Consider the following 17,339-nt stretch of genomic DNA (forward strand, 5'->3'; position numbering starts at 1 on the left):
TCAGTGCTTTCTCAGTTTCAAAATCTATACTTTTTCTATGGCATACAAATTACTATCCATTAAGGAGGGAGCAAGTGGCTATTGAAATTTTCAGCAGGAGGGAACAGAAGTATTTGATAACACGGAAACAGTACCAGGCATTGATCGCTGAACTGGCTCCGTATATGCGCGATGACCGGAATGGGGAAGACGGCCGCTATACCGTGAGCAGCCTGTATTTCGACAACGCAGAACGGGCTATCTACTACGAGACGAAAAACAAATTGAAATACCGGCAAAAGCTGAGGCTGCGAATATATGGCGATACTGGCCCGGATGGCTTGGCATTTTTCGAGGTCAAGCAAAAACACGGCAAAGTCGTCTATAAACGCAGGCTGACGATGCCCCTTTCAGAAGCGCACCGTTATTTAAACGCGCCAATATTCGAATCAGTGGATGACTACGAAAGCTCCAATCCGCAAGTCCTAAGGGAAATCGACTATTTTCGCCGTTTGTACCGGCTAGAGCCGACAATGATTGTCGCTTATGACCGCCACGCCATGCACGGCAAAAGCAATAGTGATTTGCGGATCACCTTCGATTTCAATTTACGTTGCCGCCGGGATGAATTGCAGCTGGAGAAAGGCCCGCATGGCAGCCATTTCATCGATCCGGATCTGGTCGTCATGGAAGTGAAGGTCGACCAGAGTGTACCGCTTTGGCTTGCACGGATCTTGCAGCAGCAAAATTGTGAACAGCGCAGTGCTTCAAAGTTCTGTACATCGACTGAACAGCTGGCAGACACTGTGCTCGCACCGGCGGGTTTCACTGAACAAACCACTATAGGGGGAGATTCGCATGGAAAAGATCAATGAAATTTTTAGTGTTAATGCAGAAATTGGGGAATCGACATTGTGGATGAGTTTAATGGCGATGGCCATTGCGCTTGTCTTGAGCTTGATCATCACGCAAGTATACCAATTGACATTCACGGGGCAACATTACTCCCAGGACTTTGTCCACACGATCGTCATGATGAGCGTGGTCGTCTCGGTTGTCATGAACGTCGTCAGTGGCAATGCCGGCGTCGCTTTCGGCTTGTTCGCAGTCTTCTCGCTGATACGATTCCGCAGCGCCGTCACCAACGCGAAAGATATCGCATACATTTTCTTCGGCCTCTGTGTCGGGATGACTGCAGGGCTGTTTCAATTCCAGTTGGCAATCGCTTTGACATTGTTTGCATCTTTCGTTTTCTATTTCCTTTTCAAAAGCAATTACGGAAAAGGCCGCAGCACCCAATTGCTTAAAGTCATGGTTCCGGAAAACTTGAATGAAGAACAATTGCTGGATGATATTTTGGTCGAGCATACCGATGAGTTCAAGCTATGCCAAGTGGAGACGGCGAATCTTGGGACGATGATTCTTTATACCTTCTCGATTCGCGGGAAACAAGGTGTTAAAGACAGGTACTTGCTTGACCGGATCCGCGAACGCAATGCTAATTTGAAAGTGACTCTTTCGTATATGCAAGCCACAGAATGACGTATACGCCCCAGCCCGCTATTTCAGGCAGCTGGGGCATTTTCAGGCTAAACGGGAGAGACGGAATTCCTGTTTTCGCCAAGCTCCCTCAGGGTATGGACAAGTAATAGTGTTTAAAGGAGGAGAAGAGAATGGATATACAGGCTGAGCGCGATCTTCTGAAAGATGATTATGGCAATTATTATGTCGTTTCCTATGCGACCAAGGATTCTTTGACGGTGGTGAACGCAGCGCTTTACCATGCTTTCAACCAGGAACTGACAGACGAATTCGTGGCTGAAGTGAAGCGCAAATATCCGAAAGGCGTGGCTATCGGCGTTTATTTCGCAGATCTTGTGCATGAGCAGATCGAGAAGCTGGAAGACCCGGAATTCCCTGGGCACATATACGACCTGAACGAAGTGCGAAAAGAATACGATATCCATCTGAAGCCGATTTACCACGATTCACTCCACCTGTAATCAGCTAAAGGGCTTTTCGTTTCCAATTAATTACACTGATAAATAACTGAATATTCGGTTATTTTATTGCCCGGTAACTGTCTATTTAGAAAAGGAGGAGAGCTGATGAAATATTGGAGTGGTTTAGGAGGGGTGGCGCTGATGCTTGCAGTGGCCGGCTGCGGAACGCAGGATACAACCATTGAACAACCTGAAGAAGGCGCGGTACAGGAAGAGGCAGCCCAGGAAGAGGCGCCAGAAGCAGAAATGGAGGAAATGCCAGCGGAAGGCACGGGCGGTGACAGCCATGGCAGTGAACAGGCCACTGTCGATCCGTATGATTACTTCCTTGAGGATGGGTCTACTGCTAAATTTGAAGGATACGGAAATGAGTTCGCCGAGTTTACGCTGAAAACCGATTACATGGAAGCGAATCATGTGGCAACTTACGAAGACAATGGCGGAACCGTCGTTCTTAAAGTCTTCCGACTGCATGAGGATCGCATCGAGCTCGTTAAACAGGAAGGTGAGTTTTACGATGACTACACGGCAAGTTTCGAAGAATTGGAAGCCTTGGAAGTGATTTCAACTTACCTGGAATTTCCGATCGAAGAAGGCCAGGAAATCGGTGACGCGACTGTGGTGGAAACTGGCACAAGCTTAGAGACGCCATATCAAAATTTTGATGATGTTTTCGTGCTTGAATCAATGACAGAGGACGGTTCGATCAACCGCAATTATTTCGTGGAAGGTTACGGAGAAGTGAAACGTGAATTCCGTGCAAATGCCGATGACTCCGATGAAATGGCGATCACATCTACACTTGCCTCCGTCGAGCTTGCCGAAAAAAAGAAGTAGACAGATGAATTCATTGGAAAGCCCGCTGATCTGGCGGGTTTTTTGACTGTATAATGGGCATATTACCATTACCTAAAGGAGAGGATCAAGATGAAGAAAATCGCGATTATCGGGGCAGGGACGATGGGCCATTCGATTGGATTATCGGCTGCATGGAGCGGCCAGTCAGTGAAAATATTCGGCGTGGACGCCCGCGATTTGGAAACGGCGCAAAAAGGCTTCGAAGCGAAACTGCGCCTTATGGCAGCCAATGGGCTGATCAGCGATGAGCAGGTAAAAGAGATAGCGGAACGAGTTGTATTTACAAATTCCTTGGAAGAGGCAGTGAAAGAGGCGGAATTCATCATCGAGGCAGTACCTGAAAATATGGAGTTGAAGCATAATATCTACCGCCAACTGGAAGGGCTTGCCGCGAACGATATTATCATCGCCAGCAATAGCTCTGGGCTTATGCCCACTGCACTCGCTGAAGGAATGAAACATCCGGAACGCTTCGTGTTGACGCATTTCTGGAATCCTGCGCATTTAGTGCCGCTCGTGGAAATTGTCGGAGGCGAAAAGACCGATGAAAAAACTTTGCAGCAAACAAAAACACTCATTGAACAGATGAAAAAGCAGGCTGTGCTGCTGAACAAAGAACTGCCGGGATTTATCGGGAACCGCCTTCAGTTCGCCATGTTCCGGGAAGCACAAGCCTTGCTGGATGCGGGGGTGGCAACAAAAGAAGATATCGATGCAGCCGTCACTTATGGCATCGGCCGGCGCTTGCCGGTGACCGGGCCGCTGCAGACAGCCGACCTCGGCGGTTTGGATATTTTCCATGCGATTTCCGATTATCTGTTCGAAGACCTGTCGACAGACCAAAAACCTGGCCCTACATTGAGTTCGTTGTTGGAGAAAGGCGAACTTGGGACGAAAACGGGAAGCGGGTTCTATCAGTGGCCGCAAGCTCAATCGGAAGCGGTGCAAGGGAAACGGGAAGAAGCCTTGATTCATTTCCTTAAACAGGATATGGAAAAACAGTGATCGGACTTCACTCTTTCTCTATCAGCCTAAAGTCTGAAATTAATCAGAATTATAAGAAAAGTCTTTCAATTTGACGTGAAGGCGATATAATAAACAATTATAATCAAAAGGGAGATGAGGCAAATGACCGATTTGAAAAACGATTCGCTGGACTTGCATAGACGGCATCAAGGGAAATTGGAGATTCGTTCAAAAGTGGCTGTGGAAAACGAGAGGGATTTGAGCCTCGCCTACTCTCCCGGCGTAGCGGCACCGTGCCGTGAAATTCATGCCGATCCAAGCAAAGTGCATGACTACACGATGAAAGGCAATACGGTTGCAGTCATAACTGACGGCACCGCCGTGCTCGGGCTCGGCAATATCGGCCCGCAAGCGGCGCTCCCGGTGATGGAAGGGAAAGCTTTATTGTTCAAGGAATTTGCCGGTGTGGATGCATTCCCGATCTGCCTGGATACAACGGATGCCGAAGAAATCATCCGAACCGTCAAATTGCTCGAGCCGGGCTTCGGCGGCGTCAATCTGGAAGACATTGCCGCCCCGACTTGCTTCATCGTGGAGCAGCGTTTGAAACAGGAAATGAATATCCCTGTATTCCATGATGACCAGCACGGCACTGCAATTGTGACCTTGGCAGGCCTCATCAATTCCTTGAAGTTGGTCGAAAAGGAAGTGGAAGACGTGAAAGTGGTCGTGAATGGCGCCGGCGCAGCAGGTATCGCCATCGTCAAATTGCTTGCAAAGTTCGGTTTTGGCCATATCGTCATGTGCGATACGAAGGGTGCCATCTATAAAGGGCGCCAGAACGGCATGAATCCTTTCAAGGCAGAAGTTGCGGAGATGAGCAATTACCAGATGGAGCAAAGCCAGCTCGCGGATGTCATCGCCGGTGCCGATGTCTTTGTCGGCGTATCGGCAGAAGGCGCTTTGACGGAAAGCATGGTCCGTTCGATGAACGAAGATCCAGTCATCTTCGCAATGGCGAACCCGAATCCTGAAATCCTGCCGGATGCCGCAAAATCGGCCGGTGCACGGGTCATCGGCACAGGGCGTTCCGATTTCGCCAACCAGGTCAATAATGTACTGGCGTTTCCAGGGTTATTCCGGGGTGCCCTTGATGTACAGGCGAGCGATATCAATGACGCGATGAAAATCGCGGCAGTCGAAGCGATCGCTGCGTTGATCGCTACCCATGAGCTTCACGAAGATTATGTGATACCGAAGCCGTTCGACCCGCGTGTAGCACAGGCGGTCGCTGAAGCAGTCTCAAAAGCTGCCGAAGAAACGGGCGTTGCCAAAGTATCGCTTAAAGAGCCTGCCCAGCAGATTGTTTTATGATAAATAGAAGAAAGCCTGAATTCCCCTCCCCCTGGAATTCAGGCTTTCTTAGGTTTGAGGGGGAATGAGTAGACACAAAAAAGGCCGCCCGGTTCGTCAGCTGACGAACCGGGCGGCCTTTAGAATGAACACAATCAATCAGCGACGCTAAGCCCTTTGGCGATCGCGATTTTCTCGAGTGCCTGGCTGAAGTCGTTGATCAAGTCATCGGGATGCTCGAGTCCTGCGGAAAAGCGCAAAAGCCCATCGGTGATCCCGCGCTTCTCGCGTTCAGCGGGCGGCATGGCAGCATGGGACATCGTGGCCGGATAGGACAGGATTGACTCAACAGCGCCGAGGCTGACGGCAAACACAGGGATTTCCAAAGCATCTACGAGAATACGGGCGGCATCCTTATCCGCCAGGCGGAATGACAGCACACAGCCTGCATGGCTTGCTTGGCGGCTATGGATCGGATTTCCGGGATGAAACGAAAAGCCGGGATAATAGACTTCTTCGACAAGCGGGTGCCTATGCAGATACTCGGCAATGCGTGCGGTCGTCTCGCCGGATTGTTTTGTGCGGGCGCCAAGCGTTTTGATGCCTTGGATCAATGTATAGGAATCCTGTGCGCCGAGCACAGATCCGAATGTATTTTGGATGAATGCCAATTGTTCGCCGAGGCCGGCATCTTTTGTCACCGCAAGGCCGGCCGTGATGTCACTATGGCCAGACAGGAACTTCGTCGCGCTGTGGAGCACGATATCTGCGCCGAGTTCAAGCGGGTTCTGGTAAAGCGGCGTCATGAAGGTATTGTCGACGAATGTCATCGCATCGTTTGCTTTGGCCAGTTTCGCAGCCATTTCGATATCGGTAATTTTCATGACGGGATTGGAAGGCGTTTCGATGTAGACTACTTTCGTGTTCGGCTGGAATGCTGCGGCGACTTCGCCAAGGTCGGTCATGTCGACGAATGTGTAATCGACTTTGAATTTTTCCAGCACTTCCGTGATGAAGCGATAAGTGCCGCCGTAAACATCTTCCGAGACCAGCACATGGTCGCCGGCTTTCAATAGCATGAAGGCCGATGAGATGGCTGCCATGCCGGAAGAAAAGGCCAAGCCCCGCGCGCCGCCTTCTAGTTTGGCGATCGTTTCTTCAAGCGATTTGCGCGTCGGGTTGCCGGAGCGGCTGTAATCAAAAGGCCCGAATGAATCGATGCTTTCCTGATGGAAAGTCGATGATAAATAGATCGGCACATTGACTGCGCCTGTTAATGGATCGATGCCTGCTGAATGGATCAATTTCGTCTCGCGTCGTTCACTCATGGGAAACGACCTCCTTTTCCAGTTTGGCCAAGGCTTGTGACAAATCAGCGATCAAATCTTCTGCCTGCTCGACGCCTACAGAGAAGCGGAGCAGGCGGTTACAGACGCCGCGTGCCGTGCGATCTGCGACCGGCATATCGGCATGGGTCTGGGTCGCGGGATACGTGATGAAACTTTCCACACCGCCAAGGCTCTCTGCGAATGTGATGAGCGACAGGCTCTCGAGGAATTCCCCCACCCATTGTTCTTCACGCAGGCGGAACGACAGCATGCCGCCTTTCCCGGGATACAGCACGTCTGTCACGGTATCTTGAGCTTCCAAAAAACGGGCAAGTTCTTTGGAGTTCGCTTCGTGCTGGCGCATGCGCAGCGGCAAGGTTTTCAAGCCGCGGATCAACAGCCAAGAATCGAGCGGCGACAGCACAGCGCCGGCTGAGTTGTGGGCGTTGAAAAGCTGCTCGCATAAATCCTCGCCTTTTGCGGCGACTAGCCCAGCGAGCACGTCGTTATGGCCGCCGATGTATTTGGTGGCGCTGTGGAGCACGATATCGGCGCCGATTGCGAGCGGCTGCTGCAAGAAAGGCGTCAAAAAAGTATTGTCGACAATCAATAAAAGATTGTGGCGCTTAGCCATTTGTGCATACAATTCCAAATCGATTTCCTGCATCAACGGGTTGGTCGGGGTTTCGATGAAAATCGCTTTTGTGTTGTCATTGATTTTTGCTTCGGCCGTTTTCGGATCGATGAAGGAATCGTATACGGGGCGGATATGGTATTTCTCTTCATATTGTTCCAGCAGGCGGTAGGTGCCGCCATAAATGTCTTCGGGAAGCAAAATCTCATCGTTCGGGCGGAACAGGGAGAGGACCAGCTGGATCGCGGCCATTCCAGAGCTGCACGCAAAGCCTGCGTCGCCGCCTTCTAGATTCGCGATCCCTTCTTCGAGAAGCTGGCGTGTCGGATTTTTCGTCCGCGTATAATCATAGCCTGTGGATTTGCCAAGGCCTTCATGTTCGTAGGCGGTAGAAAGATAAATCGGGGGATTGACCGCCCCTGTGCGTTGATCGCTGCGGTTGCCGAGTTGTACCAGGCGTGTTTCTAGGCTATGTTGCGTCATGGTCCTCATCCTTTCAAATCAAAAAGCAGGGGCTTTCTTCTATGATAAGAAGAAAGCCCCTGCCGTATATGCTATCTTCTCATCTACTAGGCTTCACCTATTGGAATTAGCACCGTGACAAACACGTCCGGTTGCTGAGACTTCAAAGGGCCAAATCCCTCCATCTCTCTCGATAAGAATCGTTTTATATAGTTGTGGTTAGTTGATGTTTTCCATCATACGGCAATTACTTTCGAAATACAAGCGGAATATTGAAAAAACTCTTATAATTGCCTTAAAGGCGCTCGCTTTTATTTCGGAAGCTGAAATGGTATGCTGAGGTAAACTTTAATCATGCCCGGCCGTCATAAGGCCAGTTGCAAAGGGGTTCTGACTTATGTACATCGTCACATCGACCGTCATTGTACCGGAAGACAAAGTGCAGGACGTCATTGAAATATACCAAAAACGATCGCGCCGCGTGGACCAGGCGGAAGGCTTCACTTCGTTCCGGCTGATCCAAAACACGAAAAAACGGCATGAATTGACTGTCCATCTGGAATGGCAGTCCAAACAGTCATATATGAACTGGGTCAAGAGCCAGGAGTTCAAGGAGATCCATGATTTGGAGAAGAACTATCCCGACCAGGAACTCGCGGGCATCGTGCCGAAAGTCCATCAATACGAAGTGGTGGCCGAATGAACCAGGAGCAGAAACAGCAAATCGCGGAAGTCACGACAGACGGCATTTACGAAGCGTATCCGAATTTATGGGAACGTTTTGGGGACCGGGGCTATGCCCACACGGTCAAAGACAACCATCACCACTTGGATTACCTTGAAACGGCTTGGGAGCTGCAGAGCGAACAATCCTTTCTTGATTACGCCATCTGGCTCGAGACGGTGCTCGTGAGCCGCAATGTCGAAACTGCGCTCATCATCGATAATTTCCAGCGGCTTATCGAAATTGTGCCGCGCTACACCGAAACAACGCAAGGAGATTTCATGCGGGGCTGCCTCGATCGCGCAGTCCGGTTATTGGAGCTCCCTCACCACAAAAGGGGCTGATCAAATGAACGAGTCAACACAGCTTTCGGATCTTTTCCTGCAAGGGCAGGAAGAGGAAGCTTTGAAATACGTCCAGGATTTCCTGGAAAGCCATTCGCATGAACAGCTTTATGGCGAACTTTTGACCCCGGCGATGTACCGCATCGGTGAACTATGGGAACAAAATGAGATTTCGGTTGCGGAAGAGCATTTGGCAACCGCCGTTTGCGATTTTGTCTTGTCCGCTACGGAACTGCGCAATAAAGATAAAGAGGGCCGCAAAAAGGCGATGATCTTCGGCCCGGAAGGCGAAGAGCATTATATCGGGCTCAAGATGGCCGCAGCCTTGTTCCGTGAAGAGGGATACGAAGTCCGCTATATGGGGCCGAATCTGCCGCTCGATTCAGCACTTGGGTTGGCGGAAGATTGGCAGCCGGATGTCGTTGCGTTATCAGGAGCACTTGCACACCGCTTGCCGGTTTTGAAAACCTATGCGGAAGCATTTGCGCAAGTCGGCTCCAAGCCCGCCGTCCTGATTGGCGGCAGGGCCGTCACATTGCCGAGCTTTACAGGCCTGCACATAAAAGGAGCGGTGATCGTCCGGGGCCTTGGTGCGCTCAGGGAATGGATCCGCACTGGAAAGGGGCCGAACGATGACACGCTCTCCATTGGCTGAATGGCCGCTTCCCGCTTTTCAATTGAACAATAGCTTTGCGGTCGTCGACTATTCCCAGGAGGCAGAACGGCTTTTTGGAAAACCGGGCGGATTCTTTGAATTGCTCGATGAAGGCAGCCGCCCGAAAGCGGAACGCTTGCTGAAAACCCGAGACGACAATAAGCCTGTAGAACTGAATTTCACCACGGAGGCCGGCTTTTTCTTGGCGGATGTCTATTACCGCTGGGACAGCGACTTTTCGCTGAACCTCGTGCTGGTACCGAAAGATGGACAAATGGCTGCCATCGCCGCGCAATTGGCCCGCCTGCGCGACCGCTTGAAAGAAACGGATTATGAATTGCTCAAGGAAAAGGAACGTTCGGATGAGCTGCTGGAGAAAGTGCGCGAACTTTCCGCACCGTGCATCGCAATCGGTGGAGGGTATGTGCTGATACCTCTATTCGGCAATTTGGACGCCAAAAAAGTTGAAGCGATCCGCCCGTATATTGTGTCGCGAATCTACGAATACGAAGCTGAGACAGTTGTGGTCGATTTGACGGCGATGGGTTCGGTGACGCAAGAAGGCGTCAATTACCTGGAATCGCTCGTGCAGACCTTGGGCGTCATGGGAATCGATGCGGTCATCACCGGCGTGAAGCCGGACCATGCCCAAAAATTGCATCTGTTAAAACGGGAAATGAATCTGCGTTTCGAAGCTTCACTGGAATCCATCCTGACAGCAGCGTCAGCAAAGCATTGATGAAACCGGCCATCAGAGCCGGTTTTTTCATGGCCAGGAAGCCCGGTGAATGGATGATTGTTTATTTCCCTGTAGTATATTTGAATATATTTCGGGAATACACATATAGAAGAGGATTATTAAGAAGCTGCAGTGGAGGTGTTGGCGGTGGGATCATCACATGACCATGCGCATAGCCGCAATAAAAAAACATTGTTGATCGCCTTTCTGATCATCACCGGTTATATGGTGGTCGAGGCGATCGGCGGATATTTGACGAACAGCCTTGCGCTGCTGGCGGATGCCGGCCATATGCTGAGCGATTCCATTTCGCTCGGTGTCGGCTACCTGGCTTTTTCCATTGGCGAAAAAGCAGCCGACCAAATGAAGACTTACGGCTATAAACGCTTTGAAATTCTGGCGGCAGTCTTTAACGGCGTGACGCTCGTGTTGATTTCGTTCTATATTTTCTATGAAGCCTATCACCGATTTTCCGACCCACCTGAAATTGCGACTTCGGGCATGCTGGCCATTGCGGTTATCGGCTTGCTCGTCAATATCCTCGTTGCGTGGATTTTGATGCGCGGAGGCGATACGAAAGAAAATTTGAACCTCCGTGCCGCTTTTTTACATGTCTTAAGTGATTTGCTCGGATCGGTCGGCGCGATCACGGCGGCCCTGTTGATCATTTTCTTCGGGTGGGCATGGGCAGATCCGCTGGCGAGTGTAGTTGTCGCCATCCTTGTCTTGATCAGCGGCTGGCGCGTAACGAAAGAAGCGGTGCATGTCTTGATGGAAGGCACGCCGAAAAATGTCGACCTGGAACAAGTAGCGCAAACGATCGAAGCGCTGCCTGCCGTGAAAAGTATCCACGACCTTCACGTGTGGAGCATCACGAGCGGGAAGAATGCCATGTCGGGACATGTGGTCATCAAAGAACATATCTCGTTCAAGGACAGCCAGCAAGTGCTTAGGGATATTGAACATGCGCTGTTGGAGCTGAAAATCGGCCATGTCACCGTGCAGTTGGAAACCGAAGATCATCCCCATGACGACTCGATCCGCTGCCAAGGGCAAGAAGAGACTGAAGCGGCTGGGCATCATCATCATTGAAGAAAAGATTCAATCAGGAAGGAGCGGGAGCATGCCGCTCCTTTTTTCTATGAAAAATACGCGCTGTACATGTTTTATCGTCCAGATCGCCACTTGAACATATAAGCATATGCTGATATGCTGTGTTTGACATTACAGTATTTAACCAGACCTAAGTATAGAAGCGGAGGGAATCATCCGATGGAAGTGAAAACGCGCGAAATAGAAATTGACAAAGCGAGCATGCTGCTGAAGCTATTAGGTGACAAGACAAGATTGTCGATGGTCAAATTGCTCGAAAAAAACGATTGCTGCGTCTGCGAATTCGTGGAAATCTTTAACGTCAGCCAGTCCGCGATCAGCCAGCACTTGCGCAAGCTTCGCGATCTCGGTTTAGTGAAGGAAAAACGCAAGGGGCAATGGATTTTCTATTCATTGAACCAGGACAGTGAATTATACGACATGCTCATGCAAGTCTTGGCATTCATTCCGAACCAGGATGAGCGCATCGAGAGATTGGTGGAGCAGGGATTGCGCATTCGTTGTGAGTAATAGTGATACGGAAAAGGTATCACGTTGAATAAACATAGAGATACTAAAAACCATTCATGGAACAAGGGAGCTAATCAATATGACGAAAAAAACATTGTACTTTTTATGCACGGGCAATTCATGCCGCAGCCAGATGGCAGAAGGCTGGGGGAAGGAAATTTTGGGCGATGACTGGCAAGTATTGAGTGCCGGAATCGAAGCACATGGCTTGAACCCGAACGCCGTAAAAGCGATGAATGAAGTGAATATCGATATTTCGAATCAAACATCTGATGTCATCGACACCGAAATTTTAAACAATGCGGATTTTGTGGTGACACTTTGCGGCGACGCGGCAGATAAATGCCCGATGACGCCGCCTCACGTAAAACGCGACCACTGGGGCTTTACGGATCCGGCGAAAGCGCAAGGCACCGAAGAAGAGAAATGGAAAGTGTTCCAATCGGTACGCGATGACATCGAAGCGCGCATCCGCCATTTCGCTGCAACTGGTGAGTAAGAGATGTAGTTCGAAAAGGATTTTGGTGTGAAGAGGCCGTCTGCAGCCCGAGCACTTCAAGTCATATCATGCGTTCATCCTTTTTTCAAATGAATACCGCCAGTTTGTGCAAGAGATTATATGAACAACACATTTTTCTACGGACATCCCGGAATCTCGGGACCGGACAGCCACAATAGCTCTGAAGAAGCAGTCAATTCCATATACGTTCAACAGCGATCCAAAAAATGAATCGAGTGCCGGGGGCGTCTGTCTCCGGCACTTTTTTTAGTGAAAAATAAAATTCCAAAATGAGTGAAAAAAGTCTGTTAATTAATGGGAATATTCTTTAAAGTATAAACAGGACTAACTACTTGAGGAGTATATGTTGGGAATTCACGTTCAAGGGATGGGAGCAAAGGGAAATGGAAGTTTGGGATTTATATGATGGAGAGCGGAACCCGCTCGGAAAGAAACATATGAGAGGCAATAAATTGCGTCCTGGCGAGTTCCACATTGTCGCGGAAGTCATCACGCTCAATGCAGATGGAAGGATTTTCATGACGCAACGAGATCCGGAAAAGCCGCTTCCGATGCTTTGGGAAACGACACGCGGCTCCGTGGTGGCGGGAGAAAGCAGTTTGACGGGGGCTCTCCGCGAGCTGGAGGAAGAAACGGGTTTATTGGCAAGACCTGATGAACTACGCTTTTTAGGCCAGATGAAAGGCGGCAATTATTTCCTGGACAGCTATGTCTGGAGATGCAAGGAACGCATCGACATGGATGCCCTGCAGCTCCAGCCGGGTGAAGTGTGCGCCGCGCAGCTGGTCAATTGGATTGAGTTCCAGCAAATGAACCGGGAGCGCTTGATCGTGCCTTCGGTCTATCAGCGCATAGAGCATTATTTCGAGAAATTGGCCTCTTTTTCGACTTATGCATGGGATGGTTCATTCCGGTAAATGAAAATATTCAATACTGACAGCCGAGGAGGGCGATTGAAATGAGAACCATCACCTTGGCAAATGGCGAAACCGTCGAAGTGGAATGCTTGAGCTGCGCGTTGGTGAATGGATTGATCGAACCGGAAGGCGGCGTCGTGATGGAGACGGAGCATTTCCATGCCCATCAGGATGTGGCATATCCCATCCCTGGCTTGATCATCCTCGCCTCGAAGCGCCATTTGAAAAGCCTGGACGAATTGACTGAAGAAGAGCGGATCGACTACATCACGGTCCTGGCGGAAATCCGCAAAGCACAGCAAAACGTGCTTGGCATCGAATCGGTCTATTATTTCTATAATGAAGACACGACGCATCATTTCCATACGTGGATGGTACCGCGCTATGACTGGATGTACGCATTCGGGCATTCTGTCGAGTCGGTGCGGCCGGCGCTTTTGCATGCGCGAAATGAGATGAACGATGAAGCGAATCTAAAGAGTGTCAGGCAAGCGATTTCGGCATTGACGGAAGAACTGGAGCGATGAAGAAAGTGAAAATCTTCGATGCCCATTTACATATCATCGATCCGAGATTTCCGGTAGCCGAAAACCACGGCTATCTGCCGCCTGCATTCACGGCTCCGGATTATATGAGGTCTGTTGAAAACTTCAATGTATCCGGAGGCGCCATCGTGTCGGGATCGTTCCAAGGCTTTGACCAATCGTATTTACTGGATGCGCTCGACATGCTCGGTGAGCGGTTTGTCGGCGTGACGCAATTGCCGGCGGGCACATCGGACGAAGAAATCCTCAGCTTGCATGAAAAAGGCGTTCGTGCAGTGCGATTTAATGTGAAGCGCGGCGGCTCGGAAACGATTGAACGGCTCGATCATTTCGCAAGGCGCATCCATGACATCGCCGGGTGGCATGCAGAGCTGTACATCGATTCGAAAGATCTCGTGGAACTGAAAGACGTAATCAGCCGCTTGCCTTCCGTTTCCATCGATCATCTCGGCTTATCGAAACAAGGATTCCCCGAACTGTTGAAGCTGGTGGAACAAGGTGTAAAGGTGAAAGCGACCGGGTTCGGGCGGATTGATTTCGACCCGTCGTAAGCAATAAGAGCCATCCATGAACTCAATCCTGAAGCGCTGCTTTTCGGCACCGATCTTCCGTCGACTCGGGCAAAGAGGGTGTTTCAGGCGGGTGATGTGACAGTGATCCAAGAAGCTTTGGGCGACAAGGAAGCGGAAAAGGTTCTCTATCACAATGCGTTGCAATGGTACAAAATTGAATAATTTCATTTGGAGCCAGCAGCCTGTCCATTCGACAGGCTGCTGGCTTTTTTTATGCAGATAGCCCTTGCGCTTTACGTTCAATGGAACATACGAACAATAGGCGGGGGAAATGAAGACCGTGAACTATTTCAAAGAAGTGATGGATAAGTAAAAAAATCACCCGCTGCAATTTTTTGCAGCAGGTGATTTTCTGTCTAGTAAGCAGTCAGGCATATGGTAAGCTGAATTCAGGAGTGACAATAGACATACAACAGCAGAACCTTTTCATTCAGCAAGCGTCCAGTTATTAACATATTGAAAAGGGGTGGGCAGATGGGCTTCTGGTATATGCTGTTGTTATTCATCGGGATTTGTGTGTTTTTCGCTGGGATCTTGCCGAAAAGAGGGTTTCCGCTCGTTGTGAAAATCGGCTTGCTTGGGGGCGGCGCCTTATGTATTGGGTTTTCGCTATTCATGTTCTCGCCAGGCAGTGCAGAGATCATGGCGGATTTGCTTGGTCTATAAACGGAAACGGGGTGATTTAAAGTGACAAAAATCTATATCATCCGTCACTGTGCCGCAACTGGACAGGAGCCGGATGCAGAACTTACGGAAAAAGGAATGGCACAAGCTGTAGAATTAAGCGGCTTTTTGAGTGAGCTGGGGATCGAGCGGGTCGTCTCGAGCCCGTATACACGAGCCGTTCAATCGATCGCACCGTTCGCGGAGACGTTGGCTGTTGAAATCGAAACCGACGAGCGTTTGAAAGAACGGGTCTTAAGTTCAGGAAACCTTCCCGATTGGTTCGAACGCTTGAAAAGCACATTCGATGACCACAATCTCGTGCTTGAAGGCGGCGAATCCAGCAGACAAGCACTGGACCGTATTTCACAAGTAGTAGCTGAGCTTGAAAAGAGCGGCCAAACAGCAGCAATCGTCACCCACGGCAACATCATGGCACTGCTTCTGTCGCGTTATGTGGAAGGCTTCGGATTTGAAGGATGGCGTGCTTTAAGCAATCCGGATGTGTTCGTTTTAACTGACGCACCTGATGGAAAGAGTGGGGAACGATTGTGGAATGAGGGATCTCAATGATTCAAGCGGTGCTGTTTGATTTGGACGGGACCCTGCTCAACCGGGATGCTTCAGTGATGTCGTTTATCGACGATCAATACGATCGGATGCATCAGTCTCTCGGGCATATTCCTAAGGAAGTGTATGCCGAGCGCTTTATTGAATTGGACAGGCGGGGATATGTATGGAAAGACCAGGTCTATGCTCAATTGATCCAGGAATTTAATATCGAACAGATAACGATGGAAAATTTATTGGAAGATTATATCGCCCATTTCCGCTTCCATTGCCATCCTTTCGATGGCCTGCAAGCAATGCTGGAGAGCCTGAAACAACAAGGCGTGAAACTAGGCATCATCTCGAATGGCAAGGGGAAATTCCAGATGGATAATATTAAAGCCTTGGGAATCGAGAGGTGGTTTGATGCGATCTTGATTTCTGAAAGCGAGAATTTACGGAAGCCGGATCCACGGATTTTCGAAAGGGCGATGGCCCGTTTGAATGTCTTGCCAGCCCATAGCTTGTTTGTCGGGGACCATCCAACGACGGATGTGGAGGCCGCCAAAAAAGCCGGCATGATCGGGGTATGGAAAAAAGATGCTGGTTGGAGTGAAGCCGCGGCGGATTACACTATAGATGAGTTGGACGAACTGAATAGGATCGTCCAAGGGTTAAATGCATATATTGATTAACCTTACGTTTGGATAAACATTTTCTTCAGTACATGGGTACGCCTGCGCTGGGCAGTTTAGCTTAAGTGACACAATGGAATGGGATCTCTGAGCATTTTCGTACGCCTTCCGAAACTTGAGCGTTACAATAGGGAGGGTAAAGGAGTGCTTAAAGATATGACACAAAAAACATTTCAGCAGATTCCTGTGGCCGTGCTCGACTTGGCGCCGATCAATGAAGGCAGCACCGCAACAGAATCATTTGCAAATAGCGTAGAACTTGCGCAACACGTAGAGAAACTGGGATTTAACCGCTACTGGCTGGCCGAGCATCACAATATGCCAGGTATCGGCAGCTCGGCGACGTCTGTGTTGATCGGGCATATCGCCGGAAAAACCAACTCAATCCGCGTAGGTTCAGGTGGCGTCATGCTGCCGAACCATGCCCCGCTTGTTATCGCCGAGCAATTCGGGACGCTCGCGTCGTTGTATCCAGACCGCATCGACCTCGGCCTTGGCCGTGCACCTGGCAGTGACCAGGCGACTGCTTATGCTTTGCGCCGTACCCTACACAGCACGGGAGACGAATTCCCGCAGCAAGTGATGGAATTGGAGAATTATTTCTCCGATAAACCGGTCGGCCGGGTCAAAGCGTACCCGGGAACAGGCATGGACATTCCAATCTGGCTGCTTGGATCGAGCGGATTCAGCGCTCAACTCGCCGCGCAAAAAGGCTTGCCGTTTTCATTCGCCAGCCATTTCGCGCCGGACTTCACGATGCAGGCGCTGCAATTGTACCATCAGAATTTCAAGCCATCCGCGGCGCTCGACAGCCCGTATGCGATGGTCGGCGTGTCAGTGATCATAGCTGATACGCAGGAGCGCGCGGAATGGCTCGCCACGTCTTCACAGCAGCAGATGTTTGCGCTGATGAAAGGCGAACCGACGACGTTCCAACCACCGATTGATGATCTTGGCTCGGTGTGGACGCCGCGTGAAATCGTCATGTTCCGGGATAAACTGAAGTCCGAATCGATGATCGTCGGCACGCCGGAATTGGTGCGCGAAAAACTGGCAGCTTTCATCAATAAGACACGCGCTAATGAAGTCATCGTCAATTCACCGATCTTCTATCAGGAAGACCGCCTGCATTCTTATTCATTGCTAGCGGAAATGATGGAATAACCTGAGCTGGTGCTTTGGCTATCGAGAAAATTTACAAACCGTGTTT

The 17,339-nt window shown here is 50.1% G+C and carries 21 protein-coding genes, 1 pseudogene and 1 riboswitch; of the genes and pseudogenes, 20 read left to right on the top strand and 2 right to left on the bottom strand.

The features are described from left to right. Positions 1–74 precede the first annotated feature (74 nt). From DP119_RS03650 to ystJ, 6 genes are all read left to right on the top strand, one after another. Complete coding sequence (locus tag DP119_RS03650; RefSeq protein WP_112230949.1) at positions 75–854, top strand: polyphosphate polymerase domain-containing protein; 780 nt, start codon at positions 75–77, stop codon at positions 852–854. Then, positions 838–1,521 (top strand): DUF4956 domain-containing protein, encoded by a 684-nt coding sequence (locus DP119_RS03655; RefSeq protein WP_112230951.1) that lies wholly within the window; start codon positions 838–840, stop codon positions 1,519–1,521. Before DP119_RS03650 ends, DP119_RS03655 begins: the two co-directional genes overlap by 17 nt. 131 nt (positions 1,522–1,652) lie before the next feature. Continuing rightward, positions 1,653–1,982: a hypothetical protein gene (locus tag DP119_RS03660; RefSeq protein WP_112230953.1), complete on the top strand. Its 330-nt coding sequence runs from the start codon at positions 1,653–1,655 to the stop codon at positions 1,980–1,982. A gap of 105 nt (positions 1,983–2,087) precedes the next feature. Continuing rightward, positions 2,088–2,819: a hypothetical protein gene (locus DP119_RS03665; RefSeq protein ID WP_112230955.1), complete on the top strand. Its 732-nt coding sequence runs from the start codon at positions 2,088–2,090 to the stop codon at positions 2,817–2,819. A 90-nt stretch (positions 2,820–2,909) separates the two neighbouring features. Then, positions 2,910–3,845, top strand: coding sequence for a 3-hydroxyacyl-CoA dehydrogenase family protein (locus DP119_RS03670; RefSeq protein WP_112230957.1), 936 nt, complete (start codon positions 2,910–2,912; stop codon positions 3,843–3,845). A gap of 123 nt (positions 3,846–3,968) precedes the next feature. Beyond that, positions 3,969–5,180 (top strand): NADP-dependent malic enzyme, encoded by a 1,212-nt coding sequence (ystJ, locus tag DP119_RS03675; protein ID WP_112230959.1) that lies wholly within the window; start codon positions 3,969–3,971, stop codon positions 5,178–5,180. A 134-nt stretch (positions 5,181–5,314) separates the two neighbouring features. Here ystJ and DP119_RS03680 read toward each other — a convergent pair whose 3' ends face one another. Continuing rightward, on the bottom strand, positions 5,315–6,487 hold the full coding sequence (locus tag DP119_RS03680; protein ID WP_101190813.1) for an aminotransferase class I/II-fold pyridoxal phosphate-dependent enzyme: 1,173 nt from the start codon (positions 6,485–6,487) through the stop codon (positions 5,315–5,317). Continuing rightward, the gene (locus tag DP119_RS03685) at positions 6,480–7,604 is read right to left on the bottom strand and encodes a methionine biosynthesis PLP-dependent protein (protein ID WP_112230960.1); all 1,125 of its coding nucleotides are present in this window, start codon (positions 7,602–7,604) and stop codon (positions 6,480–6,482) included. Before DP119_RS03685 ends, DP119_RS03680 begins: the two co-directional genes overlap by 8 nt. 76 nt (positions 7,605–7,680) lie before the next feature. After that, positions 7,681–7,783, bottom strand: a riboswitch (SAM riboswitch). Positions 7,784–7,980: 197 nt separating this feature from the next. On the opposite strand from DP119_RS03685, the gene DP119_RS03690 reads away from it, so the two are divergent. The 14 genes and pseudogenes from DP119_RS03690 to DP119_RS03750 all read left to right on the top strand — a co-directional run bounded on the left by DP119_RS03690 (position 7,981) and on the right by DP119_RS03750 (position 17,293). Then, a complete protein-coding gene (locus DP119_RS03690) occupies positions 7,981–8,286 on the top strand; it encodes an antibiotic biosynthesis monooxygenase family protein (RefSeq protein WP_068869665.1) in 306 nt (101 codons plus the stop codon). Further along, positions 8,283–8,651: a hypothetical protein gene (locus DP119_RS15800; protein WP_167399187.1), complete on the top strand. Its 369-nt coding sequence runs from the start codon at positions 8,283–8,285 to the stop codon at positions 8,649–8,651. The genes DP119_RS03690 and DP119_RS15800 overlap by 4 nt, the downstream gene beginning before the upstream one ends. A gap of 4 nt (positions 8,652–8,655) precedes the next feature. Then, positions 8,656–9,306, top strand: a complete 651-nt coding sequence (locus tag DP119_RS03695; protein ID WP_167399188.1) for a cobalamin B12-binding domain-containing protein — start codon at positions 8,656–8,658, stop codon at positions 9,304–9,306. Continuing rightward, positions 9,284–10,045 carry an STAS domain-containing protein gene (locus DP119_RS03700; RefSeq protein ID WP_112230963.1) on the top strand — a complete coding sequence of 254 codons (762 nt, stop codon included), beginning with the start codon at positions 9,284–9,286 and terminating at the stop codon, positions 10,043–10,045. The genes DP119_RS03695 and DP119_RS03700 overlap by 23 nt, the downstream gene beginning before the upstream one ends. Positions 10,046–10,192: 147 nt before the next feature. Then, the gene (locus DP119_RS03705) at positions 10,193–11,137 is read left to right on the top strand and encodes a cation diffusion facilitator family transporter (RefSeq protein ID WP_112230964.1); all 945 of its coding nucleotides are present in this window, start codon (positions 10,193–10,195) and stop codon (positions 11,135–11,137) included. A gap of 180 nt (positions 11,138–11,317) precedes the next feature. Continuing rightward, positions 11,318–11,668 (top strand): ArsR/SmtB family transcription factor, encoded by a 351-nt coding sequence (locus DP119_RS03710; protein WP_112230966.1) that lies wholly within the window; start codon positions 11,318–11,320, stop codon positions 11,666–11,668. Positions 11,669–11,747: 79 nt separating this feature from the next. After that, complete coding sequence (gene arsC, locus DP119_RS03715; RefSeq protein ID WP_112230968.1) at positions 11,748–12,167, top strand: arsenate reductase (thioredoxin); 420 nt, start codon at positions 11,748–11,750, stop codon at positions 12,165–12,167. A gap of 404 nt (positions 12,168–12,571) precedes the next feature. Continuing rightward, positions 12,572–13,105 (top strand): NUDIX hydrolase, encoded by a 534-nt coding sequence (locus tag DP119_RS03720; protein ID WP_112230970.1) that lies wholly within the window; start codon positions 12,572–12,574, stop codon positions 13,103–13,105. Between the two features lie 41 nt (positions 13,106–13,146). After that, on the top strand, positions 13,147–13,632 hold the full coding sequence (locus tag DP119_RS03725; RefSeq protein ID WP_112230972.1) for an HIT family protein: 486 nt from the start codon (positions 13,147–13,149) through the stop codon (positions 13,630–13,632). 5 nt (positions 13,633–13,637) lie between these two features. Continuing rightward, positions 13,638–14,384, top strand: a pseudogene (locus tag DP119_RS03730) (amidohydrolase family protein). 312 nt (positions 14,385–14,696) lie between these two features. Then, complete coding sequence (locus tag DP119_RS03735) at positions 14,697–14,888, top strand: hypothetical protein (RefSeq protein ID WP_112230974.1); 192 nt, start codon at positions 14,697–14,699, stop codon at positions 14,886–14,888. 21 nt (positions 14,889–14,909) lie between these two features. Next, entirely contained in the window at positions 14,910–15,458 is a 549-nt protein-coding gene (locus tag DP119_RS03740) for a histidine phosphatase family protein (protein WP_068869656.1), read from the top strand. Continuing rightward, positions 15,455–16,129 carry an HAD family hydrolase gene (locus DP119_RS03745; protein ID WP_068869655.1) on the top strand — a complete coding sequence of 225 codons (675 nt, stop codon included), beginning with the start codon at positions 15,455–15,457 and terminating at the stop codon, positions 16,127–16,129. Before DP119_RS03740 ends, DP119_RS03745 begins: the two co-directional genes overlap by 4 nt. 156 nt (positions 16,130–16,285) lie before the next feature. Then, positions 16,286–17,293 (top strand): LLM class flavin-dependent oxidoreductase, encoded by a 1,008-nt coding sequence (locus DP119_RS03750; RefSeq protein ID WP_112230976.1) that lies wholly within the window; start codon positions 16,286–16,288, stop codon positions 17,291–17,293. Positions 17,294–17,339 lie beyond the last annotated feature (46 nt).

This window comes from Planococcus maitriensis, from assembly GCF_003289925.1.
Classification (GTDB): Bacteria; Bacillota; Bacilli; order Bacillales_A; family Planococcaceae; genus Planococcus; species Planococcus maitriensis.